The 24,582-nt window shown below is 45.3% G+C and carries 26 protein-coding genes and 2 pseudogenes; 9 read left to right on the plus strand and 19 right to left on the minus strand.

Annotation, left to right across the window (positions count from 1 at the left end):
- Positions 1-10: 10 nt before the first annotated feature.
- The 7 genes from V756_RS0116995 to rlmD form a co-directional block, all read right to left on the minus strand.
- Positions 11-1,207, minus strand: a complete 1,197-nt coding sequence (locus V756_RS0116995; protein WP_024715720.1) for a dihydrolipoamide acetyltransferase family protein — start codon at positions 1,205-1,207, stop codon at positions 11-13.
- Between the two features lie 13 nt (positions 1,208-1,220).
- On the minus strand, positions 1,221-2,249 hold the full coding sequence (acoB, locus tag V756_RS0117000; RefSeq protein WP_024715721.1) for an acetoin:2,6-dichlorophenolindophenol oxidoreductase subunit beta: 1,029 nt from the start codon (positions 2,247-2,249) through the stop codon (positions 1,221-1,223).
- Between the two features lies 1 nt (position 2,250).
- The gene (gene acoA, locus V756_RS0117005; RefSeq protein WP_024715722.1) at positions 2,251-3,252 is read right to left on the minus strand and encodes an acetoin:2,6-dichlorophenolindophenol oxidoreductase subunit alpha; all 1,002 of its coding nucleotides are present in this window, start codon (positions 3,250-3,252) and stop codon (positions 2,251-2,253) included.
- Positions 3,253-3,489: 237 nt separating this feature from the next.
- Positions 3,490-4,170 carry a YfjL-like protein gene (locus tag V756_RS0117010; protein ID WP_024715723.1) on the minus strand — a complete coding sequence of 227 codons (681 nt, stop codon included), beginning with the start codon at positions 4,168-4,170 and terminating at the stop codon, positions 3,490-3,492.
- A 2-nt stretch (positions 4,171-4,172) separates the two neighbouring features.
- A complete protein-coding gene (locus tag V756_RS0117015) occupies positions 4,173-4,652 on the minus strand; it encodes a DUF6884 domain-containing protein (RefSeq protein ID WP_024715724.1) in 480 nt (159 codons plus the stop codon).
- A gap of 159 nt (positions 4,653-4,811) precedes the next feature.
- Positions 4,812-5,789: a tRNA dihydrouridine synthase gene (locus V756_RS0117020; RefSeq protein WP_024715725.1), complete on the minus strand. Its 978-nt coding sequence runs from the start codon at positions 5,787-5,789 to the stop codon at positions 4,812-4,814.
- Positions 5,790-6,121: 332 nt separating this feature from the next.
- Positions 6,122-7,522 (minus strand): 23S rRNA (uracil(1939)-C(5))-methyltransferase RlmD, encoded by a 1,401-nt coding sequence (gene rlmD / locus V756_RS0117025; protein ID WP_024715726.1) that lies wholly within the window; start codon positions 7,520-7,522, stop codon positions 6,122-6,124.
- A gap of 188 nt (positions 7,523-7,710) precedes the next feature.
- Between rlmD and V756_RS0117030 the strand changes: the two genes are divergently transcribed.
- Positions 7,711-8,709, plus strand: a complete 999-nt coding sequence (locus V756_RS0117030) for a hypothetical protein (RefSeq protein WP_024715727.1) — start codon at positions 7,711-7,713, stop codon at positions 8,707-8,709.
- 31 nt (positions 8,710-8,740) lie between these two features.
- Here the strand turns inward: V756_RS0117030 and V756_RS0117035 are convergent, their stop codons facing one another.
- The gene (locus tag V756_RS0117035; protein WP_024715728.1) at positions 8,741-9,604 is read right to left on the minus strand and encodes a DNA-3-methyladenine glycosylase family protein; all 864 of its coding nucleotides are present in this window, start codon (positions 9,602-9,604) and stop codon (positions 8,741-8,743) included.
- Between the two features lie 119 nt (positions 9,605-9,723).
- Here V756_RS0117035 and corA point away from each other — a divergent pair, with 119 nt between their 5' ends.
- Together corA and V756_RS0117045 are read left to right on the plus strand one after the other, a co-directional pair.
- Positions 9,724-10,683 carry a magnesium/cobalt transporter CorA gene (gene corA / locus V756_RS0117040; protein WP_024715729.1) on the plus strand — a complete coding sequence of 320 codons (960 nt, stop codon included), beginning with the start codon at positions 9,724-9,726 and terminating at the stop codon, positions 10,681-10,683.
- A 100-nt stretch (positions 10,684-10,783) separates the two neighbouring features.
- On the plus strand, positions 10,784-11,644 hold the full coding sequence (locus tag V756_RS0117045; RefSeq protein WP_024715730.1) for an NAD(P)-dependent oxidoreductase: 861 nt from the start codon (positions 10,784-10,786) through the stop codon (positions 11,642-11,644).
- A 61-nt stretch (positions 11,645-11,705) separates the two neighbouring features.
- On the opposite strand, the pseudogene V756_RS1000000123675 reads toward V756_RS0117045, so the two are convergent.
- The 3 genes and pseudogenes from V756_RS1000000123675 to V756_RS0117060 form a co-directional block, all read right to left on the minus strand.
- Positions 11,706-11,792, minus strand: a pseudogene (locus V756_RS1000000123675) (IS3 family transposase); the annotation flags it as partial.
- Positions 11,793-11,987: 195 nt separating this feature from the next.
- Positions 11,988-12,722 carry a DUF6060 domain-containing protein gene (locus tag V756_RS0117055; protein WP_024715731.1) on the minus strand — a complete coding sequence of 245 codons (735 nt, stop codon included), beginning with the start codon at positions 12,720-12,722 and terminating at the stop codon, positions 11,988-11,990.
- A gap of 72 nt (positions 12,723-12,794) precedes the next feature.
- Positions 12,795-13,295, minus strand: a complete 501-nt coding sequence (locus V756_RS0117060) for a hypothetical protein (protein ID WP_024715732.1) — start codon at positions 13,293-13,295, stop codon at positions 12,795-12,797.
- Positions 13,296-13,693: 398 nt separating this feature from the next.
- On the opposite strand from V756_RS0117060, the pseudogene V756_RS1000000124600 reads away from it, so the two are divergent.
- A pseudogene (locus V756_RS1000000124600) lies at positions 13,694-13,833 on the plus strand (transposase); the annotation flags it as partial.
- 62 nt (positions 13,834-13,895) lie between these two features.
- Here the strand turns inward: V756_RS1000000124600 and pdaA are convergent.
- Positions 13,896-14,687 carry a delta-lactam-biosynthetic de-N-acetylase gene (gene pdaA / locus V756_RS0117070; protein ID WP_024715734.1) on the minus strand — a complete coding sequence of 264 codons (792 nt, stop codon included), beginning with the start codon at positions 14,685-14,687 and terminating at the stop codon, positions 13,896-13,898.
- A gap of 100 nt (positions 14,688-14,787) precedes the next feature.
- Positions 14,788-14,973 (minus strand): SE1561 family protein, encoded by a 186-nt coding sequence (locus V756_RS0117075; RefSeq protein ID WP_003223132.1) that lies wholly within the window; start codon positions 14,971-14,973, stop codon positions 14,788-14,790.
- 144 nt (positions 14,974-15,117) lie between these two features.
- Between V756_RS0117075 and yfkAB the strand changes: the two genes are divergently transcribed.
- Both yfkAB and mscC read left to right on the plus strand, forming a co-directional pair.
- Positions 15,118-16,239, plus strand: a complete 1,122-nt coding sequence (gene yfkAB / locus V756_RS0117080; RefSeq protein ID WP_024715735.1) for a radical SAM/CxCxxxxC motif protein YfkAB — start codon at positions 15,118-15,120, stop codon at positions 16,237-16,239.
- On the plus strand, positions 16,240-17,082 hold the full coding sequence (gene mscC / locus V756_RS0117085; RefSeq protein WP_081719905.1) for a mechanosensitive ion channel protein MscC: 843 nt from the start codon (positions 16,240-16,242) through the stop codon (positions 17,080-17,082).
- Between the two features lie 37 nt (positions 17,083-17,119).
- On the opposite strand, the gene V756_RS0117090 is transcribed toward mscC, so the two are convergent.
- Together V756_RS0117090 and cax are read right to left on the minus strand one after the other, a co-directional pair.
- On the minus strand, positions 17,120-17,914 hold the full coding sequence (locus V756_RS0117090; RefSeq protein WP_081719906.1) for a YfkD famly protein: 795 nt from the start codon (positions 17,912-17,914) through the stop codon (positions 17,120-17,122).
- 70 nt (positions 17,915-17,984) lie between these two features.
- Positions 17,985-19,040 (minus strand): calcium/proton exchanger, encoded by a 1,056-nt coding sequence (cax, locus tag V756_RS0117095; protein WP_024715738.1) that lies wholly within the window; start codon positions 19,038-19,040, stop codon positions 17,985-17,987.
- A gap of 166 nt (positions 19,041-19,206) precedes the next feature.
- On the opposite strand from cax, the gene V756_RS0117100 reads away from it, so the two are divergent.
- On the plus strand, positions 19,207-20,382 hold the full coding sequence (locus tag V756_RS0117100) for an MFS transporter (protein ID WP_024715739.1): 1,176 nt from the start codon (positions 19,207-19,209) through the stop codon (positions 20,380-20,382).
- A 198-nt stretch (positions 20,383-20,580) separates the two neighbouring features.
- On the opposite strand, the gene V756_RS0117110 is transcribed toward V756_RS0117100, so the two are convergent.
- Genes V756_RS0117110 through V756_RS0117120 form a run of 3 tightly spaced genes read right to left on the minus strand, consistent with a single transcriptional unit; the run spans position 20,581 to position 22,240 of the window.
- On the minus strand, positions 20,581-21,408 hold the full coding sequence (locus V756_RS0117110) for a YihY family inner membrane protein (RefSeq protein WP_024715740.1): 828 nt from the start codon (positions 21,406-21,408) through the stop codon (positions 20,581-20,583).
- 23 nt (positions 21,409-21,431) lie between these two features.
- Positions 21,432-21,752: a hypothetical protein gene (locus V756_RS0117115; protein WP_024715741.1), complete on the minus strand. Its 321-nt coding sequence runs from the start codon at positions 21,750-21,752 to the stop codon at positions 21,432-21,434.
- Positions 21,753-21,769: 17 nt separating this feature from the next.
- Complete coding sequence (locus V756_RS0117120; protein WP_024715742.1) at positions 21,770-22,240, minus strand: low molecular weight protein-tyrosine-phosphatase; 471 nt, start codon at positions 22,238-22,240, stop codon at positions 21,770-21,772.
- A gap of 202 nt (positions 22,241-22,442) precedes the next feature.
- Between V756_RS0117120 and V756_RS0117125 the strand changes: the two genes are divergently transcribed.
- Positions 22,443-22,658, plus strand: coding sequence for a DUF1128 domain-containing protein (locus V756_RS0117125; protein ID WP_003223104.1), 216 nt, complete (start codon positions 22,443-22,445; stop codon positions 22,656-22,658).
- Between the two features lie 93 nt (positions 22,659-22,751).
- Positions 22,752-23,942, plus strand: coding sequence for an MFS transporter (locus V756_RS0117130; RefSeq protein WP_024715743.1), 1,191 nt, complete (start codon positions 22,752-22,754; stop codon positions 23,940-23,942).
- A gap of 37 nt (positions 23,943-23,979) precedes the next feature.
- Here the strand turns inward: V756_RS0117130 and yfkM are convergent, their stop codons facing one another.
- On the minus strand, positions 23,980-24,498 hold the full coding sequence (gene yfkM / locus V756_RS0117135) for a general stress protein 18 (protein ID WP_024715744.1): 519 nt from the start codon (positions 24,496-24,498) through the stop codon (positions 23,980-23,982).
- Positions 24,499-24,582 lie beyond the last annotated feature (84 nt).

Consider the following 24,582-nt stretch of genomic DNA (forward strand, 5'->3'; position numbering starts at 1 on the left):
CCTGCTTTTCCTATAAAATTAAAGCTGCCGGTTCTTCTAAATACGTTTGAATCGCCTTCAGGAAGGCAGCGGCAGGGGCGCCGTCACAGGCTCTGTGATCAAATGTCAGGCTGAGCGGCAGGATCGTGCTTCTGACGATTTCCTCACCTTGATACACTGGCGTGTCATAGCTTGCTCCGATGCCGAGGATGCCTGTTTCCGGCGGATTTAATATCGGTGTGAAATGCTCGACGCCAAAAGCGCCAAGGTTTGTAATAGAGAAGGTTGAGCCTTGCAGTTCTTCACTTCCCGCACGTCCCTCGCGTGCTGTTTTGGCGTTTTCCGAAATGGATTGAGCCAGTTCAATCAGTGATTTCTTTTCAGCATGGCGGATCACAGGCACAACTAAGCCATTTTCCAAGGCTACGGCCATGCCGAGGTGCACATAAGGATGTGTGATGATGCGCTCATTTTTATAAAAGCTGTTCAGCACAGGATGAGCCTGCAGGGCGAGAACGGCCGCTCTTGATACCAAATGAGTGATCGTCAGCTTCGTGCCGTACCGCTCTTCCGCAGTTGGCGAAAGCTGTTTCTGAAGGGCTGTCAGCTTGGTGATATCAGCCTTCATCGTAATTGTCAGTTGCGCACTGTTTGCCAAGCTTTCCTGCATTCTGGCCGCAATGACTTTTCTCATGCCTGCCACCGGTGTTTCCTGCGCCCTCTGCTCAGAAACGGGCTCTGCCTGATCTTTTTTCTGTTCAGCAAGCGCCTTTGTTACATCGTCTTTCACGATTCGCCCGCCTGGTCCTGTGCCTTTCAGCTGTTTCACGTCTAATCCTGCTTTTTCCGCGATTTTCCTGGCGACTGGAGATATTTTGATTCGTTCTTTTTTAATAGCTGAAGGTTTGCTTTCTGGTTTTGCGGGCTCGACGGCTGGCGGCTCACTGTCTGCTGCAGCAGGCTCTTTCGCCTCTTCCTGCACCGATTCATCAGCGTTCCCGATATAGCAGATCGCTGTGCCGGGCGGAACCTCTTCTCCCTCTTTCACCTTGATATCGATCAGCGTTCCATTTTCAGGCGCCTCGATGTCCATTTCAATTTTCTCCGATTGAATGCTGGCAATGCTTTCTCCCTTTTCAACCGGATCGCCTACTTTTTTATTCCATATCGATACTTCCCCTTGTTTCATCGCCATTCCCAATTTCGGCATCACTACTTTTACCGCCATTTGTGTCCCCCCTTTAATTCATTGCCGGCTCGCCAAGCAGTTCAAGCGTGACGCTGACAATTTGATCTGGTGTTGGTAAATATTGATCTTCAAGCACTGGCGAAAACGGCACCGGTGTATGCGGCGCTGTAATCCGCTTTATCGGCGCATCAAGCAAATCAAAGCCCTTGTCGGCGACAATCGCAGCAATATCTGTGGCGATGCTGCAGCGCGGATTGGCTTCATCAACGATGATCAGCCGGTTTGTTTTTTCTAACGACGTGAAAATCGCTTCCTCATCCAAAGGAGATAAACTGCGGGGATCGAGCACCTCGGCTTCGATGCCTTTTTCTGAAAGCTTTGACGCCGCTTCAAGAGCGGTATTAACCTGCTTGCCGACTGCAAACAGCGTGATGTCGCTGCCTTCACGTTTGATATCCGCTTTTCCGAGCGGGATTGTATAATAATCTTCCGGCACCTCGCCCTTCATGCTGTAGGACGTTTTGTCTTCAAAAAAGAACACCGGATCGTTGTCTTCGATTGCCGCCAGCAGCAGTCCTTTGGCATCATACGGATTGGACGGAACAACCGTCTTCAGGCCCGGGATGCTGGTAAACAGGCCATACAGCGTCTGCGAATGCTGAGCGGCGGCCCGGAATCCCGCTCCGTATGTGGTGCGGACAGTAATCGGCACTTGCGCTTTTCCGCCGAACATATAGCGGAATTTTGCCCCTTGGTTGATCACCTGGTCAAAGCATGTGCCGATAAAATCATTAAACATCAGCTCGGCAATCGGCCTCAGACCGGTAGATGCCGCAGCCATGGCCGCACCCATGTAGCCCGCTTCAGAAATCGGTGTATCCAGCACTCGGCTGCGCCCGAATTCCTGTACGAGACCCTTTGTAACCCCCAATACACCGCCCCACGCTTCATCATCCTGCAAATGATCGACCGCCGCTCCCCCGGCGACATCCTCACCGATCAAAAGCACATTCTCGTCTCTTCTCATCGCAAGCTTCATTGCTTCATTGATCGCGTCTGACATGCTTATGACTCTCGCCATCTCACATTCCCCCTTTTTCATATGACACGTAGACGTCTGCCAGCAGCTCTGATTCTTTTGGATATGGACTGTCTTCACTGAACGAAACGGCTTTGTCAATCGATTCACTGACACGCTGTTCAATGTCTGACAGCTTTTTGGCATCTGTTTCTTTTAACAAGTAGTTTTTAAAGCCTTGAATCGCATCCTTTTCCTTCAGATGCTCAGTTCTCTCATCTTTGGTTTTATAGGTTTGGGCATCTCCTTCGAAATGGCCGTAGTTTCTGTAGGTCATACATTCAATTAAAGACGGACCTCCGCCGTTTCTTGCTCGTTCTATCGCTTCCTCGGCTGCCTGGTAAACTGCTAAAATATCTTTTCCGTCCACCGTGACCCCCGGCATGTTATAGGCGGCCGCCCGGTCGGCAATTGAATCACAGGCTGACGCGTACTCAAATGGGGTGGCTTCGCCATAGCCATTATTTTCAGCAACAAATACGACAGGGAGGTTCCACACTTTTGCTAAGTTCATCCCTTCGTGGAAGGAACCTTGGTTGTTTGCTCCGTCGCCAAAAAAGCAAACGCTTACATTTTTAGTCTGTTTATATTTAGCGGTGAGCGCTGATCCGCATGCGAGCGTAAATCCGCCACCGACGATTCCATTTGCCCCTAACATGCCTTTATCGAGATCGGCAATATGCATAGAGCCGCCTTTTCCTTTGCATAGTCCGGTCGCTTTCCCGAAAATTTCCGCCATCATGCCGTCCAGATCACAGCCTTTGGCGATACAATGGCCATGCCCTCTGTGCGTGCTTGTAATGCTGTCGCCATCATGTAAATGAGCGCACACCCCTACCGCTACCGCTTCCTCACCGGCATACAAATGAACGAATCCGGGAAGCACTCCCTGCGCGAACAGTTCATGCACTTTGTCTTCAAATCCCCTGATTTCCAGCATCTTTTGGTACATCCACAGCGCTTTCTCCTCAGTTAATGACAAGCCTTCTCGTTTTAACAATTCCATTTTGTGCGCCTCCTTCTATTTAGGGTTCACATTTATAAATGCAAGAAGTGTGCCAGCCTTTTGAGCCCGTAAAATCAGTCTTCTCGTTTTCAAATTGGAGACAGTTTGAGACAAGTGTCTCATTTTGTCTCGATCTGATCCATTTGTCTCATTTTATGGTATACAAAAAAGACCGGGCCTCACCCAGTCTTTGACAATGATCGACGTATTTATTTCCTCGGAAATCTTTTCACTGCTTCATTCTTCTGCATCGTTTGTCTGAATGGCTGTTTTCGGAAGAAAATCAATTGAATATTTGACATAACCGAAACCGCCGTCCCCGTCCTTCTCCATACAGTCTATCGTGCCGTTTGAGTATGTATATCCCTTTTCATTTAGCGTTTTTCTAACCATTTCGGCCAGCTGTGCGGCATCTGTTTTTGATGATCCGCTGGCATCTAACTGAATCGTCATGCTCATAGGCGCTTTTTCGGCCAGCTGTTTGTTCCATTTTGTATCTAATGTGAACTGGCCGTTTTCAATGCTGATAGCAGCTTCAACTTTTATAACTTGCGGAACCGCTTTTTTCAGATCGGCTTCGATTTCCTTTGATGCTTCTTGGTTTAGATATTTTGCTACTGATTCGGTATACGCTTCTTCAATGCCATCGCAGGTGACCTTAGGATGAAGATACCCCTTCGTACACATTGGATAACGATGAGATTGGGTGTTTGCTTGGAACACATATTGAGAGGTTTTAACGTCATATACCCCATCTGTGATCTTGATGTCCTTATTGGGGTAAGTTTGTTTCACATAAGAAATAAGCTTCTGCTCTGCGGTATTTTTCGCAAGTGGATCACCGAACCATACATGATAGATATATAGTCCGCAACCAAATACCGCAATGACAAGCAATCCAATCACAAGTTTTTTCATGCTCACACTCTTTTCTTCAGATGCACGTGCTGCAATTCATGCTTTTCTTCAACCGCCCGGTTCAGCGCTTGAAGCATGTAGCCAATGCCTTTGTACGATGACAGCGGCCAGCTGATTCGCTGATGCTCTCCGATGACCGCGTTTAGGACGCTTCGGTATTTTTTCCCGCCAAGCATGACAAGCTCTTCGATGTCAGAAAAGCCTTTGTCATGAAATTGACGGCACAGCTCGTCCGCTGCCATGATGTCTGAATGAGCGGTTCCAAAAGTGACATCGTAATTTTCGGGAACGATATCATCTGGACGCAGGAACCCATGCTTCGCCGACAAAATCACCCACTCATCGAAAAATGCTTTCGCATAACGCTCGCACGCCTGATGAAACGGGCTGAGATAAGCGTCTTCCGCTCTTACCGGCCCTTTATCTGGATGGATGTCCCATATTTTTTTCTTGCCGCAGGGGATGATGCATAGTCGTTTCATTTTTTCTCCCCTTTATGTCGTTTCTAAATATCAATCGTAAAAGCCAGACTGGAAAAAGACCCGGAAATCGGAATTGTTGGTTTTACCGAAATCCAGGTTTATTTTAGTTGAGTTACAACCCCCTTTATTTTAACAGCCTTTTTGAAGCAAGCACTGCTGTTACTCTGCCCCATCAAGATACTTTCTCTCAAAGTCATCGAGCAATGCACGCACTTCATCTGTTGACTTTGTGTTCATGCATTGATTTCGTAATTCACCTGCTCCTCGGAATCCGCGGAGATAAATTTTGAAAAAGCGAGGAAGGGGCTTGTATGCTCTAGCTTCTTCTTTTGAATATTCATCATGAAGATCCAGATGCAGTCTTAAAAGATCAAGCAATTCCTTACTGCTGTGCTCTTTCGGCTCCTTTTCAAAGGCGAAAGGATTGGTAAAAATGCCGCGCCCTATCATAATGCCATCAACACCGTATTGTTCAGCAAGTTTCAAACCAGTTTGACGGTCAGGAATATCACCGTTTATTGTCAAAAGTGTATCTGGTGCCACCTCATCACGAAGTTTCTTAATCTCTGGGATGAGTTCCCAATGCGCATCTACTTTACTCATTTCCGCTCTTGTACGCAGATGAATGGAAAGATTCGCAATGTCTTGCTTCAATATGTGTGTCAGCCAGCCGCGCCATTCGTCTATATCCGTGTAGCCAAGCCTGGTTTTCACACTTACTGGCAGTCCTCCTGCTTTCGCTGCTTGAATTAATTCGGCTGCAACTTCAGGACGGCAAATCAGGCCGCTTCCTTTTCCATTCCCCGCCACATTAGGCACAGGGCAGCCCATATTGATATCTAGTCCCTTAAACCCTAACTCCGCCATGCCAATGCTCATTTTACGAAAGTTTTCAGGCTTATCTCCCCAAATATGAGCAACCATTGGCTGTTCATCCTCTGTAAAAGTCAAACGGCCGCGCACACTATCCTTCCCATCTGGGTGACAATAGCTTTCCGAGTTTGTAAACTCTGTAAAAAACACATCCGGTCTGCCAGCTTCACTCACGACATGGCGGAACACAACATCTGTCACATCTTCCATCGGTGCCAGTACAAAAAAAGGCCGTGGCAGTTCACGCCAGAAATTATCTATCATAACCAATTCAAATCCTTTCAATATGGATACAAGTCTAAATATTATTCCAAAATGAAAAAGCAAAATGTTCTTTTACACTTATAGCACGCTGAAGCCCTTCTTATCAAACGATAGTGAATTTTGAACATTGAAACCTTAACTATGTTAACAAAAAGCAACTTGGGTCATAGGGATACAGGTTTCTATTGTATGTCCCAGAAAATTTCTTATCAATAGCTGGGGTTCTGTTCATGCCTATATAAAAGACAACAGGCCGCCACTGTGCATGAAAAAGACCCGGAAATCGGCGATGTGCATTTTGCCGAATCCAGATCTGATTAGGAATCATTTTTTTAATGAGACGATTTTAATACAAGCTTCGCCACAGCTTCCACATGGGCCGTCTGCGGAAACATATCCACAGGCTGAATATATTCGACGCGGTAGTCCTTCGACAGTGCCTGCAAATCTTTCGCAAGTGTGGATGGATTGCAGGAAACGTAGACAAAGCGTTTCGGTTTGACTTTTTTGATCGTGTCCAGGAATGTGCTGTCACAGCCGGTTCTTGGCGGGTCAACGATGACGACGTCCGGGCGGAAGCCTTCTTTCGTCCATTTTGGGAGCCAATGCTCGGCTGTTCCTGTTTCGTATGTGGCATTTGCCATGCCGTGTTTTTTAGCGTTTTTCTTGGCATCATCAATTGATTCCTTGATGACGTCCATGCCGCGGACTTCCTTCGCTCCGTCCGCTACCCACATGCCGATCGTGCCGACGCCGCAATACGCGTCAACAACTTTTTCTTTTCCTGTCAGCTGCACCGCTTTTTTCACTTCGTCATACAGCTTGACGGTTTGCTCCGGATTGAGCTGGAAGAAGGCGCGTGCGCTCAGTTCAAAGGATACGTCGCCGAGCACCTCTTGGATCACTGTTTTTCCGGCAAGCGGCTTTGATTTTTCACCGAAAATGACTGAGGTTTTCGCTCCGTTTACATTTTGGATAATGGATTTGACCTCTGGCAGGCGCTTTTGGATCGCTTTGACGATTTCTTCCTTGTGAGGAAGGGTTTCTTTTGCGGTTACAAGCACGACCTGCACTTCTCCTGTTTCAAAGCCGACTCTCGTCACAATCGTGCGAACGTCGCCTTTTCGTTTTCTTTCATTATAAACAGACACATTGAAGTCCTCTAAAATGCGGCGGACAATGCCTGTTGTTTTGTTTGTTGCCGGATGCTGGACGACACAGTCTTTAATCGGCACGATGTCATGGGATTCAAGGCCGTATAAGCCGGCGATGATGCTGCCGCTTTGCGAGCGACCGATTTGGAATTGGCTTTTGTTGCGATAATTCCACGGGTTATCCATGCCGATTGTTTCTTTGATTTCCATGTTTTCCACTTTAAACTTCGTATGGCGTTCAAGTGACTGGATGACGATGTCGCGTTTTTCCCGAAGCTGCTGACTGTATGCAAGGTGCTGAAGCTGACAGCCGCCGCACTGTTCGTATACAGGACAAGGCGGTGTTACGCGGTGCTCCGACGCCTTGCGGATCTTTTTAATGCGGCCCTCCGAAAACTTCGGCTGAACCTTTGTGGCCTGCACAACAACCTCCTCACCGGGAAGCGCGCCGGGCACAAAAACGACTTTTTTCTTAAAGTAGCCGACACCTTCGCCGTTAATGCCGAGACGCTTAATCGTCAGCGGAAAGGTTTGTCCGACTTTCAGTTCGACGGGCGCCTGTTTCTTTTGTTGGTTCACGTTGTTCTCTCCGTTTCTATATGAAGCTTTCTGCAGATGGCAGAAAGTGAAATGTTTTTTTCACATCTTTCTAGTATAACACGCTTATCTGGATTCCTTCATATTTTTCAAAAACATTTCCAATTTTACTCAATAATCGTTCAAGACAGCCGATACAGTTTATGACTATTACATAAAAGAGGGATAAAATGAAGAAATTTCTAACCGCTGTCTGCGCATTAGGATTATTATTCAGCGCGGCAGGATGCGGAAACGACAACAGTGCGACTTCTGCAAAAACAGAAAAAACAGCAGAAGACGAAAGCAAAAATCTAGATTTGCTGAAAAAGGACTTTAACAGTATCACCAAAGAAGATTGGAAAAAAATCCACATTTCCAAAAAGGATTTGAACGGCGCGTTTGAAAAAATGACAGAAACCAATTCCGATGGAGAAAAAGTGGTTAAAAAAGTGGAAATAAAAAACAATACCGTGGTTATCACTTTTAACAACTCAGACGGAAAATCGATGGAAAACGGTCTCTTGGCAATTCTCTTTGATCAGTTTCTTCGTGCATTGTATAAGCATTCCTCTTATTATGAAGGAAGTGAACCGACCATTCGATTTGTTGATTTGGACAACCAGCTGGTTCAGGAAAGCAATAAACCATTGGATAGCGACAATGAAACAGATGGTTCAAGCCAAAACAGCGGAAAAAAAATCTTGACCAAGCCTGGTGAAACATCCACTGAGGACAATGGAGAAATTGTTACATTAGACAAAATTGCCGATGTTCAGAAACAAGCAGCAATGAAGCCCTTAACGATTACTGTCGATCAAGTCAAATTACTGGCGCGTACCAATATCAGTCCTTACCAGCTGAAGCTCTTTAAAAGAATGACAGATCAAAAAGTGTCTGAACCGCTCCGGTACATTCAAATCACTTATAAAGCAGAAAATACAGGAGATACACAAGTTGATTGGCAGGGTATTGAATCAGTAGAAACAGATGACGGGCAAAAGCTGAAAGTTGCTGATAATAATATCTTGAAGGACAATGAGCACGTTTTCGCTCCGCACACAGAAAACGAAGGTGTAATAGGAGCTGTATACAGCGGCAAAGCGGAAGATATTCATCAATTAAAAATTGCGTTTTCCCCTGTTAAAAGTGCCGATTCAGGCCAAAGCATCACAGTGAAGCTCGATTAATCGCAGCGGCTGCCGAAAAGGCAGCCGTTTTCTATTCAATACTCCTCCATAAATACAGAGACGCATAGCTCAAATAAGGCTCCCACTCCTTGCTCATCGCCAGCATGACATCCTTTGCAGGCTTGTCGTCCAGCTGGAAATGGTGTTTGATTGCGTTTTGGAGACCGATATCGGCAAGCGGGAATAAATTTGGGCGGCCAAGGCCGAACATAAGGACGTTTTGCACGGTCCACGGGCCGATGCCCCTGATTTTGATCAATTTCTTCATGATGCCTTCATCCTTCATATGCGGCAGCTCTGATAGGTCGAGTGTGCCTTCTGCAATCATCCTTGATGTATCAATGGCGTATTCCGCTTTTCGCATGCTGAATTGCAGATCGCGCAAATCCTGATAATCGAGTTCCGCAATCGTTTCCGGCTTAGGATAGCACCACACGCCGTCCTTCTGCTCGCCAAACGTATGGACAAACCGTTCTGTCAGCGTGTAAGCGAAGGAAAGATTGAGCTGCTGGTGGATGATGCATTTCATCATGCAGTTGTACACACTGTAGTCTAATACAAGCGGCGTCCCGGCATGTTCTTCAAAAATGGCGGACAGGCTCGTTTTCGAAAAATGGTCGAGAACGTGCTGTAAATCATTTTCCCATTGAAAAATCCGTTTGATCTCCTTCATCATTTCTTCCTGATCCGTTTCCCCGCTGACGAGGAACTCGGGCTCATCGGCATGTCCTACCGCCTGTACCTTTACAATACATACGTCTCCCGCTTGGTTTCTGATCGGCACGCGAATGTTCCGCGCTTCTCTATCTGCCGCATTGAGTGGATCTAAAGACAGTCTGTCCAGTACGCGGTCAAAGTGATACGGAGGTGTGACGGATATGTTTTCCTTCCACATGAAATTCACCCTTTTTTCCTTTTTTTGTTCAGTATAGCACGCCGCTGGAAATAGGCAGAGAACACCGTATACTTTTCTCAAAAAGGCCCCATGATATAATGTCAGGTGGGGGGTTGTCTATGATCAACATTACCGCAATAACAACAGAGCATCAGCTGCTGAAAAATATACCGATCGAACGAGTGGAACAGCCTGATATCGCATGGTACTGGGTTGATTTTTACGGCCCGGAGGATACGGAAACGGCGTTATTGAGAGATTTTTTTCATTTTCACCCGCTTGCCATTGAGGATTGCTTCCAGCATATGCAGCGGCCAAAGCTTGACCATTATGACGGCTATCGCTTTTACGTCATTCACGCGCTGAATCATGAAACGCTTGCAACGGAAGAAGTCGATATTTTTCAAGGCGAAAAATTTGTCGTTACCTTTCATTTGCACGAAACGCCCGGTATTGCCAAAGTCCGAGAGCGTTTATATTCTTCACCGGACATATTGAAAAAAGGCCCCGGGCATATTTCTTATATGATCATGGATCAGCTGGTCGATGAATATTTTCCCCTCGTTTACAAAATTGAAGACCGGCTGAACGAAATTGAAGAAAGCCGTCCTCACAAAACGTATGGAACGCTGATGAATGAGGTGTTTGAACTCAGGACAGATCTTTTGCATCTGAGACGGACGATCATTCCGATGCGTGATTTGCTCTATCGGATTTTAAGCCTAGACCATGTGAAAGAGCAGCGGGAAACGAAAGCCTACTTCAGCGACATATACGATCACTTGTTAAAATTGTCTGAGATTGTGGAATCCAATCGTGACATGACGTCCGACTTGCGCGACAGCTATGTGACACTGAACTCAAACCGCATGAACGCGATTATGATGACATTGACGATCGTCTCGACCATTTTCATCCCGCTCACTTTTATTGCCGGTGTATACGGCATGAACTTCGACAACATGCCGGAGCTTCACTGGGAATACGGGTATTTCGCCGTGCTCGGCCTGATGGCTGCGCTTGTGATTGGCATGCTGATGTGGTTTGTACATAAAGGATGGTTCAATATATTTAAATGAGGACAGCAGAAAGCTGTTCTTTTTATGTTGGCAAGCACATTCCCATGCATACGATGTTCATTTTGTTTATAATGGAAAAAACGTTCAGGGAGTGATCACATTGAAAATTGCTGTCATCGGACTTGGCAATATGGGACAGCCTATTGCCAGAAACGTGCTTCAGGCAGGCTACAATTTGACTGTATATAATCGGACGAAACAAAAGACGGAAGAACTTGTATCAGAAGGAGCACAGGCAGCTGATACGCCGCGCCAGGCGGCAAAGACCGCTGATATTGTCATCACGATGCTTTCAGATGACGATTCTGTCAGCGCCGTGACCTTCGGAGAGAACGGGCTGATTGAAGGATTGGCAGAGAAAGGCATTCACATCTCGATGAGCACGATCAGTGTTGAATTCTCAGAAAAACTCGCTGCGGCTCATGCAGAGAAAGGACAATTCTTTCTCGCCGCTCCCGTCCTTGGCAGACCGGATGCCGCCGAAAAAGCCGCGCTTCGCATCATAACAGCCGGACCGGCGGAAGCGAAGCAAACCGCCAAGCCTCTGCTTGCCAGCCTGAGCCAGCAGGTATTTGACGTCGGCGAAGAAAGCAAGACGGCAAATGCGGCCAAAATCAGCATCAATTTCTTGCTTGTGTCCATGCTGGAGGCGTTATCTGAATCCTTCTTAATGATGGAAAAGTACGGCTTAGAACAAAAACAATTTTTAGAAATCGCCAGCGCGCTCTTTGGCTCTCCAGTCTATCAAAATTACGGAACCATCATGGCTGAGCAGACATTTGAGCCGGCCGGCTTCAAAATGTCTTTAGGGCTGAAGGATACCAATTTGGCACTCGCCGCCGCAAAGCAGGTTTCTGCAAATCTCCCTCTTGCCGAGCTGGCTAAGAGCCATTTTGAAAGCGGGATCGAACAAGGCTTCGGAGATCTTGATTGGGCCGCGCTGATTAAATGTATTAAATAATAAAAGGAGCCTCTCCTTTTTTAGGAGTGACCCCTGTCAGGTAGACAGTGTTAAAAAGGCACTAAGCAGCCTGAGTCCTGTATTGATATGAGCTCAGGTTGTTTAACTTCTTTTGGAATCGTTGATGGTTGTAAAAATGAATATATTTACATACTGCTAACCCATCCCATCATTGAGATGAAGATCAACAATTTTTTTCTTAAAGTGAATATCTAAGTTTTCCTTATTTTCCTTATAAAAAAATCCCCTCCATAGGTCTACTATGAGGGGGATCATATCATATGAGAAGGGCATTTTGGGCGAGGGTATTACTTTTACCTTCCTCTATAAAAGATCTATCATACTATTTTTTAGTAAAAACAAAAGAATAGTATCCATCAGCTTCTCCAGTTTTCAACTTAATTGCTGATCTTCCGTAGGCTGATTTGCTACTGATTTTACCATGCATTGTAGAATACTGCGTTAAGGTACCTGTAGACTTTCTTTTGTATGGTTTAAAAGCTATATATCCTGATTGACCTTTTTTTATTGTAAAGGAATATGTACTAGAACTAGATTTTGCTGACGTAAAATTAAAACTAGCACCATAGTTTATAGCTTTAATTTCAGATGAAGCATTAACACTGTAAGACTTAGATACAGTAGCTTGCCATTGTTTATCTACTCTACACGATGATGAAGTACACTTAATTGATGCTGAAACTTTAATAGGATCTCCATAATATTTAGTGGCTGATTTCTCTTTATAATGCCAAGTTCTAATATCAACGTCAGCATAGGCATTAAATTCTGGCTCGACGTTATTTTCCTCAGAAACAACAAACTCATTCTCTAAATCTTCGTTTTCTGTTGTTTTAGTCGCTTTTTCATATTCCTCTTTTGAAACAGGTACAAGACCATTTTCGGTCGCTTTGAATGGTGCAATTACTGCATTTTGTTCCTCATCATAAAATTTCTCAACATTTGAATCAGATAGATTGATAGTATTTTGCTCAGCTGCAAATCCTTTCGTAGGATTTCCAAAAATCATCAAACATACCACACAAACAGCAATCAAAAATGCAACTTTCTTTTTCATATACACCCTCCTTATTTTAATAACACATTAAAAATGTTACCAAATAAGGGTTATTTTGTAAACCAAATATAATCAATTTATACTAGGAATTAACAAATAATATATTCCTGATTTCTTATCCACATGAGGAGTTACATTATCATCTGTCTGAGTTTCAATTTTTAGATTTTTTGTTTTCTTAACTCCTGCATATAATTTATACTTTTTACCTGAATAAGACTTTACATCACCTGAAATATCAGCCTTATTATTCTTACTATCAATTACTATATCATTCCCGTTCTTTACCCACGTCACTTTTTTATCTTTCCATGCCAATGTTCCTGTTCCTATACCCATTTGTTTATTTTTTTCAAATGTATATATCACAACTTTTTCATTATCAATTTCCTTTGTTTCATCTATAAAGTCAGTAATATAAGGTGATTCTTGTTTAGCATGCTGTAAGGCTTCCTGTTCAGTATTAAATTTTTTCACTGAATCAGGAGTTTCATTATTTTGAATAAAATAAAAGCCAACTATGAAAATAATAGAGATGGCCAATAAACAAATGATGATCTTTTTCCCTTTCATAACAATAGTCCTCCAATTTAGAAAATATGTTAGTTATTAGTATAACAATCTTAGAGTAATAAAATAAAGATCTTATTAAACTAATTACAAAATAGTCAGTCAACTCTTGTTACTAAAAAGTATTCTAAAACACTAGTTAAAAACCCCTCTCTATGAGAAGGCTCAGACTGTCGAGAAAATCTCGACAGCCTTTATTTTCCCCTTAAAATATCCATTCCCCTGTAATAAAAGAAAGACTGAAAAGGACGGTGTCTTTCTCATGTTCCAAACAAGAAACTCTTCTCAAAACACAGCCGAGTTTGTTCTGCTTGACCAACTCGTCGAAGAGGATCACCCGCTTCGAAAAATTGATCAATACAGTGAAAACAAAGGCCGTCCCTCACTTGAGCCGCTTATTTTATTTAAAAAGAAAAGAAAAAATAGAGCGAAGCTTGCAGATTCAAAACAACTGCATGGGCTTCGCTATTGCAGATTGAGGGGAAAACGAAATGTGAGTGAACAAGTCTTCTCACAGACGCATGCCCGACAAAGCTTGTAGAAAAAACATCGTTTTTTCTACAAGCCGAAGAAGCCTCTCCATTTCAAGAGAGGCTCTTCTCGTTATAAAGACGGCAGCTTCATTTCTTTCTCAAACATCAGATCATCAAGGCTTTTAAAAGTGTAGCCGTGTTTTTTCAGGTCTGTAATCGCGTCATCCAGTGCTTCGGCATTGTCCCTTGATACGGTATGAAGCAGGTAAATGGCTCCTGGGTGGGCCTGCTTGATCATATGATCGTAAGCGTATTTCTTCCCCTTTTGGTTGTTGATCTTCCAATCAACAAAAGCGACCGACCAGAAAACGGTTTGGTAGCCGAGGCGTTTCGTTTCTTTCAGCACATACTCACTGAACACGCCGCGCGGCGGCCGCAAATACAGGTTGTCCTGCTTTCCCGTAATTTTGTAAACCTCTTCGTTGACTGAATCAAGCTCGTCTTGAATCTGGTCAGCTGTTTTTGTTGTCAGATCCGGATGGTGAAAGGAATGGTTGCCGATAATATGGCCTTCATCTGACATTCGTTTGATCAGCTGAGGCTGGTCCTTTACGAAATGCCCGGTGACAAAAAACGTTCCTGTTACGCGATGCTTTTTTAAGACATCAAGCACTTTTGGCGTATAGCCATTTTCATAGCCGTTATCAAACGTTAAGTAAATCGTTTTTTCTTTTGTATTCCCTAAATAAAACGCGTCGTATTTTTCAATTAAACTGTTCAGCTGCTTTCCGGCATCTGGCGGCTGATGATTGACACTTCGTTTAAAGCCCCAATTGATCGGCTCATTCGGCACCGCTTCCGCTTGCGCCGCGCCTCCGGCAAACAAGACGGCGGCACAGCATATTGAACACATCCACTTCATGGCCAGCGCTCCTTCTGCATTTTTTTCTTATTTTACAGATAGGAGCTTTGTTTTATACTGTTGCTTTATGCCAATATAAAAAACCGCGGCGGACGCGGTTTTATTCCCAATCTTTTTTAAAGCGTTCGTATTTGGCTTCCAGATCATCAAGCATGCTGATGAGCCTGTCTATATCTTCAACGTCGGTTGCTTCAGGGTCTAATGAATCGATGACGTTCATAAACATGTCAAGTCTGTTCTTTAAATAATCAATCTGCTGATCTTTATTGTTTACGGCGTTCCCCATTGTGTTCCTCCATTCATTTTTTATTATGGTAGCTCATTTTTTGCCGTTTTTCAATTACTCCGCTACTTGCGAACTTGTTAAATCAGGTCTAAAATTAACTGTTGGCAGCGTTAGTATGCCCATTTATAAAGGAGTTAGATAGTCATGACACAAAACACGAAGCTGCGGCCGATTACACCCGAGTTTGACCCTTGGGAAGCCTATATGGATGTTGACCAGTATGGAGACATGCAGCTGACAAACGTTGAATTCACAACGACGACACTGTGCAATATGAGATGCGAGCATTGCGCTGTAGGCTATACATTGCAGCCTAAAGACCCGAATGCTCTGCCAATAGATCTTCTGTTAAAACGGCTGGAGGAAATTCCGCGCCTCAGATCCATCAGCATTACAGGCGGAGAGCCGATGCTTTCGTTAAAATCAGTAAAGGAATATGTCGTGCCGTTATTGAAATACGCCCACGAACGCGGTGTGCGGACACAAATCAATTCCAACCTGACTCTTGATATTGAACGATACGAATGGATTATTCCGTATCTTGATGTCCTGCATATTTCTCACAACTGGGGCACAGTTGAGGATTTTGCCGAGATTGGCTTTGCCATGATGGACAGAAAACCGACCTTCGAGCAGCGCGCGCGCTATTTTGAAAAAATGATCGAAAACAGCCGCACGCTCGTGGATGCCGGGGTAATGGTATCTGCGGAAACGATGCTGAATAAACGAACACTTCCGCATATTGAGCATATTCACCGCCAAATCACAGAAGATATGAAATGTCAGCGTCACGAAGTTCATCCGATGTATCCGAGCGATTTCGCGAGCGCTCTTGATTCTCTCAGCCTCAAAGAGATGAGACAGGCCATTCACCGCTTGCTGGATATTCGTGATGAAAAGACGTGGATGCTGTTCGGAACACTGCCGTTTTATGCCTGCAGTTCGGACGAAGAGGATCAAAAGCTGCTTCGCCGGCTTCGCGCGGCGAAAAACGTCACAGTGAGAAATGACCCTGACGGCCGTTCCCGACTGAATGTGAATATTTTTGACGGAAACATTATCGTGACCGATTTTGGCGATACACCGCCGCTTGGCAATATTCAGACGGACAGCCTCCCTTCCGCCTATGAAAAATGGAGAGAGACGAAGCTTGCGAAAGAGCTGAATTGCCACTGCCCGAATGTCCGATGCCTCGGGCCGAATGTTCTTGTCAAAAACAGTTATTATCAGGATACGGATTTCACAAAACGTCAAGCCAGGAGTTAGATGTGGATGAAAGAAACACTTACGGAGATTTTCCAGAATAAAATCGTCGATATTCTCCTCGTTGCCGTTATCCTTTGGATCGGGGTTTTTATCATTAACCGGCTGGTACAGCTGTTTTTTAAACGGACGGACTTTATTGAAGAAAAAAAGGAACAAACGATTGAAAGCTTGGTCCGTTCTGTCACCCAGTATACGGCGACGATTGGTTTTATCTTTTATGTTATTTCTTTATTTGTGCATGATTTCGGCAAGATATTAGCCGGGGCGGGCGTAGCAGGTATCGTCATCGGCTTTGGCGCCCAATCTCTGATTAAGGATGTGCTGGCAGGTGTGTTCTTAATTTATGAACGTCAGCTGCACAAAGGCGATTATGTCACCGTCAACAATTTGTTTAACGGGACAGTGGAGGAAATCGGCCTTCGCTCTCTGCAAATCCGGGAATGGAGCGGGAAGCTGCTTACCATCAGCAACGGTGAGGTCAGACAGATAGAAAATTATAATATCGATTTTATGAGGATCACCGAATCCTTTCTCATCAGCTTTAAAGAAGATCCCGACCGCGTGTACAGCGTATTGGAAGAGGCTTGTGACATGCTGAATGAAGAGCTTCGGGATTCATTGAAACGGGATGAATTCGGCAATCCGACAGAACCGTTTCAAATCCACGGCATCACCGCATTGAATAAAATCAACCGCGGCGTCGAATTTACGGTTAAAGGCATGGTAAGAGATGAGGATTATTTCAGAGCCAGCCTTGCTGTGAGACGGGTTCTCGTTCGCCAGCTGTACCAAAACAATGTGCAAATGCTTGAGGAAGCGGTCCGAATCGAGAGAACCCAATAAACAAAAAACTGATTCCGAGTCGGAATCAGTTTTTTGTTTATTTTGGCAGTGAGGAAAGCTGAAAGCCATATGTGACGTGGTCTTGAACTGGAATCCAGGCGCCGATCCCCTGTGATGTTACATTTTTCACGACAAGTTTTCGTTTATTCCCTTTCAGCACTAAGTACACTTCTCCGTATGTTACTTTTCCTTTTTCATTCACTGCCGGTGCGTATGCGTTTAGATAACCAAGTTTCTTAGGTGCGACTTTATAAATTTGATCCCGTTTTGTGCCCGCTCCGACGACCGTTTCAAATGCAAGCGGAAGGTTGGTTTTTTTCATTGCTTCCATCATCATCATGCTTTTGACATCTTCAGCATTTGGAACCTTAGCCGTCAGGCCGCCCTTCACTTTGTACTGCTGTTCTTGAACATAATGCATTTCAGCTGTTTCTTTTCCGCCGCGGTTATCCGCGCGGTTTGTATTGATTTTTTTATACTCCCAATTCGCCACTGTTTCATTTGATTCATAGCCGAGCGCCCACTTCCCAAGAAATATTGTCGCCCGATAGCCCACCGCAAGCGGTGTGCCGGATATGTTAGATTCATTCAGCATTTTGATGAGATGAGGGTTTTCAATCTTCACCTCGGAATGCTCGAGCAATTCCTTCGCCAGCTTGCTCGGCTGAAGCATCGGCTGATCCTGTGAAGCGTTCGGATACGTGTTTTCCTTCGAAATGCTCGCGACAGAATTAGGAACCTTAAACTGCTTTTTCGCGTGGATGGGCTGAACGCCGAAAAAACTAAAGAATAACAACACAATAAGTGTGGAATGAAATAGCTTTTTCATCATATCACTCTTTCTATGGCATTTTCCCTTAGTCTTTTCATCCCGCTTTGTTGTTATCCATCATTTTTTCAGGTTAAAGAAGGAAAAAGCCGATCGCGACAATCACATATGCGGCAAGCAGTGTCGCCCCTTCAAACCAGTTGGAATCCCCGTCATTCGAAATCGCGATCATCAAGAGAACCGATGACACCATCGCCACAAGCTCCGGCAGTGTAAATACAAGCGGCATGCTTGTCGGAAAAAAGATAGAGCAGATCACAAGGACCGGTGCGACAAACATAGCAATTTGCAATGTGGAACCGACTGCGATTTCAACCGCAATGTCCATTTTATTTTTATAGGCCATGATGATGGCTGACGCGTGCTCCGCGGCATTTCCGACAATCGCAACGATAATAACCCCGATAAACAGCTCGCTCCAGCCGAACTGTTCAGCCACTGAATGGAACGTGTGGACCAGGTTTTCGGATATGTATGCCACGACAATCGTTGCCGCAAACAAAACAATCGTCGCAACCTTCCCTGACCATTCCGGCTGCTCCTCTTCTTCATGCTGGACAGCATTGTTCGGCTGATAAACGCCGCGGTGGGTGACGAGTTTAAAATACAGCGCCGCGACATATAACAGAATCATGATGATGCTGATGCCGATGCTTAAATTGAGCTTGCTCGCGTCTCCCATTCCAATAGAAAATACTTCGGGAATCACGAAGGCGACAATGATGGCAAAAATCAAAAGCCCTGAATTATGGCGTGCGTCATGGATATTAAACTCCTGCCGCTTATATTTTAAACCGCCGATAAAAAACGATAAGCCCGCGACAAGCAAGAGGTTTCCCAGCACTGAACCGGTTAAAGAGGCAAGCACGATTCCGGTCAGGCCTTCCTTTAATGCAAAAAGGGAAATGATCAGCTCAACCGCATTCCCGAAGGTGGCGTTCAACAAACCGCCGATCCTCGGTCCTGCAATGATGGACAGTGATTCTGTCGCTCTTCCCATATAGCTTGCAAGCGCAATAATCGTTATGCAATAAACGGCAAAAAGAACCGCTGAAGGCCAGTGCATGAAACTGCCAATCACAGAAAGCGGAACACCCGCCGCCACTAAAATAAAAAAGATACGATTCATGGTGATATGGCTCCTTTTTTATGACTTGTTTTATTTTATTCTTCACAAAAACCTTGATGATTACACGAGGGCAAATGTTCACCGTGATCTAGGCTTTTTTCAGGTTGCCGGCTTTTGGAAAACATTGTACGATCAACATAGATACCACATAAGGAGAACTGACACGATGTCACGATTTCATTTCTTTATCCTTGTCTTGCTCGTTTCCATTTCCGGGTTTTCACAGGGCATGCTGCTGCCTGTCATCTCAATTATTTTTGAAACAAACGGGGAATCGGCCGCCATCAACGGCCTGCATGCGACCGGGCTGTATATCGGCGTGCTTTTGGCTTCGCCATTTATGGAAGCGCCGCTCAGAAAGCTCGGATTCAAGCCGCTGATCGTCATTGGCGGGAGCGTAGTCATTTTAAGCTTGTTCGGATTTATTTGGCTTCAGTCAGTTTGGATCTGGTTCCTGCTTCGTCTGTTCATCGGAATTGGCGACCACATGCTTCACTTTTCCACACAAACGTGGGTGACCTCCATGTCATCAAAACAAAATCGTGGTAGAAACCTGTCGATTTACGGGCTCTCCTTCGGCCTTGGCTTTGCTGCCGGCCCGTTTATGGTTCCGCTTGTCAAGCTGAGCCCGGCATTGCCTTTTCTCGTGTCCGGCTGCTTCAGCCTGTTTGCGTGGCTTTTTGTTTTCTTTCTACAAAATGCATACCCGGAAACCAGCCCTCACGAAACCAAAGCAGACAACAGCTTCAGGCGGTTTTATCAAGCCATGCTGTTTGGCTGGGTGGCCTTTATGCCTACATTCGGCTACGGCTTTCTGGAAACGGCGCTGAACGGCAGCTTTCCGGTATACGCGCTCAGGCTTGGAATATCAGTAGACGCGGTGGCACTGATCCTTCCCGCATTTGCAATCGGAAGCATTATCTTTCAGTTTCCGCTCGGCATCCTCAGCGATACATACGGGCGGCGGAACGTGCTGCTTGTGATTTTGCTGACAGGGGCGATCTGCTTTTTCATCGCCGGCGTATTCCCTTCCCCTTACGTCATCGGCAGCTGCTTTTTTATTGCAGGCATGGCTGTCGGATCAACCTTTACACTGGGTATCAGCTACATGACAGATCTGCTTCCTCCCCATCTGCTGCCGGCAGGAAACCTGCTTTGCGGCATTACATTCAGTCTCGGCAGCATCCTTGGGCCAATCGCCGGCGGCTGGTATATGCAGGCATTTGACAGCGCAAACTTGTTTTATTTCATTACCCTCACGCTTAGTGGTGTGTGGCTTGCCCTTGTGCTTGGCAAACCGAAATGCTGGTCACAGGCTGACACCTATTCTTCATCCTCTTAATTAAAAAGCCTCCTGACATGGTGTCAGGAGGCTTTTATGCTAATGATAGCCGTTTTGTCCGTTGGCGCTTCCGCTTGTTTTGTTGCCTGATTTGCTTTTCGAATTTTGTTTATTGTGGCTTCCGCCTTTTTTCGTATGCTTGGTCATCACGATAGCCCCCCGATTTTTTTTTGAACTGAAGTTCGTTTATAGGATGCGCTAATGATAGGGATTTTCATCAGGAAGCTTTTTACGTTTATGTAAAAGAGCGTTGAGTTCTCCTCCCAGAATAATTAAAATTCCGCTTAAGTAAAACCAAATCATCAGGACGATAATTCCCCCGATGCTCCCATATGTTGCGCTATAGTTCGCAAACGTGCTGACGTAAAATGAAAACAGTGTGCTGACCACGATCCAGCCGATGGTCGCAAAAACCGCACCCGGCATGACAAACCGGAGAGACAGCTTTTTGTTCGGCGCAATCACATACAGGGCGGAAAAAACAATCAGAAGGATAAGCGGGCTGACACCCCAGCGAATTGCGGCCCACACGGATAAAAACAGATCCGACGCGCCGACAAAGTCAGAAGCGAGCCTTCCAATCTCCCGGCCGAACACCGGCAGAAGCAGGGCCACTAAAATCGTAAATACCATGGCGATCGTCAGGAAAATTGAGGTTAGACGAACAATGATAAAAGAGCGGTTTTCTTCCACATCATACGCGTGGTTTAGCGATCGGACGATGGCGTTCATTCCATTAGACGCAGACCATAAAGCCGCGATAATCCCGAATGACAGCAATCCGCCATTTCGATTATTTAACGTTTGATGGGTAATGGATTCAACGAGGGACATCGCGCTGCCGGGAGCGTATTGTTCGACAACTCCCAGAACATCATCGGTGGAAATCGGAAGATACGCGGTGAGCGTCAGCATAAAAATCAAAAACGGAAACAGCGACAATAGAAAAAAATACGCCAGCTCCGCTGATTTGCTTTGCCCCTCATGAAGGGTGTATCTGCTGAAAAGCTCTTTCAAAAAGTTCATGTCGTCTCACCTCGCATGTTTGATCATTTTTTTGAAAAATGCTCTTTCGTTTCTTGTACAAGCTCCATCACTTGCGGTGTGGTTTTCTTCAGCTCTTTCACCTGCTGATTCACAAAGCTGACTTCCTCTGACAGCGTTTGGGCCAGCTTCTTGGCCTCATCCACTTTTGTGATGACGTTGTTTTTCAACAGTTCCGGATTGCTTTTGTACAGTGAAAGTTTATGCTTGCATGTCAGCCATCTCATGCCGCATGCCTGTCTTGTCGGCTTATGGAGCAGTGATAGCGCCGCGCCTGCCGCAGCTCCGAGAAATATTCCTTTCAGCATTAAACGTTCGTGGTTCATGCAAATTCTCCTTTCACTTACAATTGTTTTTCTTTTTGAATGGACGCAAGCAGATGCTCACAGCCCGATTTGATTAATCGGCTTACCTCTTCAAAGTTCCCTGTGTAGTAAGGATCGGGAACGTCAGCCAGATCTGAATCTTCAACATAGTCCAAGAGCCTTTTGATATTCGACGTGTTCTTAAAACCCGCCATGCTTCTGAGGCTACCGATATTTTCTGCGTCCATCGCAACGATATAATCAAAATCGGCCAGATCCTGTTCGCTGACTTGGCGCGCCAGCATGCCCTCAAAGCTGATCCCTTCTCTTCGCAATATCTCCTGCGTTCCTTGATGCGGCGGATTGCCGATGTGCCAGCCGCCGATACCGGCTGAGTCCGTCTTGATTTTCCCCTCTAATCCTTTTTTGGCTGCCAAGTCCCGAAAAATCGCTTCTGCCATCGGAGACCGGCAAATGTTTCCTAAACAAACAAATAACACGCTTACCATGCTGTACAACCTCCCTATTCTTTGCCCATATTTCTTTAAAAAGAAACCTTCATGAATATCTTAGTAGGATGTTCATTTCCTTTTCAACTGATGTCTCCACTTTTTTGCAATCAACGACCTGCTTTTAGAATAGGGTTTTTTTCTGATCGAATTCTGTTAGAATAAAACTTATCGAATAACGCGAAAGAAAGGATGGAACCACTTGTCCAGCCCAAATACAGAAACATTAACTCAAATGATTGAAGAGATTTCCCAAAAGCTGAACATGCTGAACGTCGGCGTGATCAAGGCGGAGGATTTCAGTGATGAAAAGATTGAAGACCTCACGTACCTTCACAGCATGGTGATGAAAAAACAATCATTCAGCCCAAGTGAAATGCAGGCAATCGCACAAGAATTAGCCTCACTTCGTAAATAATTGGAGACTGGCCGGGAACTCGGCGAGTCTTTTTTATCATTGCGTAATTGAACATCAGACACATGTTCGAATAAGATTTGAAGGAGTACAAGCATGAAAACGACATCTATCAAAACAGCATCCGGAATGTATATCAACTACTTCTTTCTGGGCATGGTCAACATCATTCTCGCATCCAATATGTCCTCTCTAACAAAACAGTGGAATACCGATCCGACCGGCATCAGTTATGTCATTGCCGCTATCGGGTTCGGCAAGCTTCTGACATACGGCATTTCCGGGGTTTTATCAGATAAAATCGGCAGAAAACCGCTTGTAGTCGCTTCTGCGGGAATTATGGCCGTTTTTTTAGTCGGTATTCCTTTATCTCCGAACTATGAATTGGCATTTGTGTTTGCCCTATTAGCCGGAATCGCTAATTCAGCAATGGACGCCGGAACATATCCGGCCTTAACCGAGCTCTTCCCGGCTGCTTCCGGCTCGGCGAATGTCTTGGTTAAAGCCTTTATGTCTGTCGGAGCCGCACTTTTGCCGCTTCTAATCACATTTTTAGCAGACAACAGCCTGTTTTACGGATTTGCTTTTTATCTGCCGGCAGCGGTCTATGCGCTGAATATCGTTTACTTATCAACACTGTCGTTCCCTAAGAAACAGAAGAAGCCGGCTAGCAGCGGCAAACAGGCATCTTCCGCTTTCTTGTCTGAGCCTGTTTTTCAGAAAGAAGGCATCGCACTGATCATCATCGGTTTTACGTCAACGGCTCTATTTACCGTTTCACAAATCTGGCTCCCAAGCTACGCGCAAAAGGCAGCCGGTCTGGCTGAATCAGCATCCGTGCAATTACTGAGCTATTACAGCATAGGATCTCTGACATCCGTTTTATTATTAGCCCTTCTGCTGAAAAAATGGGTAAAGCCAGTCATGATTACGCTCTTATATCCTATTATTACTTTATGTACGCTCGCGGTCATGCTGACGGTTCACGTGCCAGTTGTGCTGGATATCACCGCCTTTTTCTTAGGTTTTTCGACCGCGGGTGTGTTTCAAATTACCATTACGCTTATGACAGAGCTTTTCTGGAAGCGAAAAGGAACCGTTACCGGAATTGTAGCGACCGCTTCAAGCATCGCATCGATTCTGCTGCCGATTGCCACCGGGCTCATTGCAAAAGCGGGAGGCATCGCCCATATTTTTATGTTCGACTTTGGCATAGCAGTCATCGGAACGGCCGCGGCCGCCTTCTTGTATTACAGATACAAGAAACTGACAGGTGTCGAAGCTTAAGCAACAAAAAACGGACGCCCGGGAGCGTCCGTTTTTCTTATTTCTCAAGCAATGCCAAAGATTCGCGATTAAATGCCGGAATGTCGTCCGGTGTTCGGCTTGTCACCAGTTGATTCTGGCAAACGACAACTTCCTTGTCCACAACGTCGGCGCCCGCGTTTTCCATATCAATCCGAATGGACGTATAACCTGTCGCTTTTCGGCCGTCGAGCGCTTTCGCATTGATTAAGAGCTGCGGACCGTGACAAATCGCAAATACCGGTTTTTTGTCAGTCATAAATGCTTTTGTAAATTGGACGAAACGGTCATCCGCACGAAGCTGGTCTGGTGAAAATCCTCCGGGAATCAAAAGCGCGTCAAAGTCGGAAGGGTTCACGTCGTCAATGGACGCGTCAACTGTCACTTCCGCGTTCCCTTGCTTGCCTTTTACTGTTTTTCCTTTTTCATTTTCGATCACAGTCAGCTCATGTCCCGCTTCTTTAAAGGCTTTCGCCGGCTCAGTATACTCACTGTCCTCAAAATAATCTGTCAAAACAACTGCAATTTTTTTCCCCATGATTCATTACCTCCTGCTTTAATATGTCTACATAAAACACTCTACCCCAGCCACACTAAAATAAACATTCCGCAGATCGGGCAA

The organism is Bacillus tequilensis KCTC 13622 (assembly GCF_000507145.1).
Taxonomy (GTDB): Bacteria; Bacillota; Bacilli; order Bacillales; family Bacillaceae; genus Bacillus; species Bacillus tequilensis.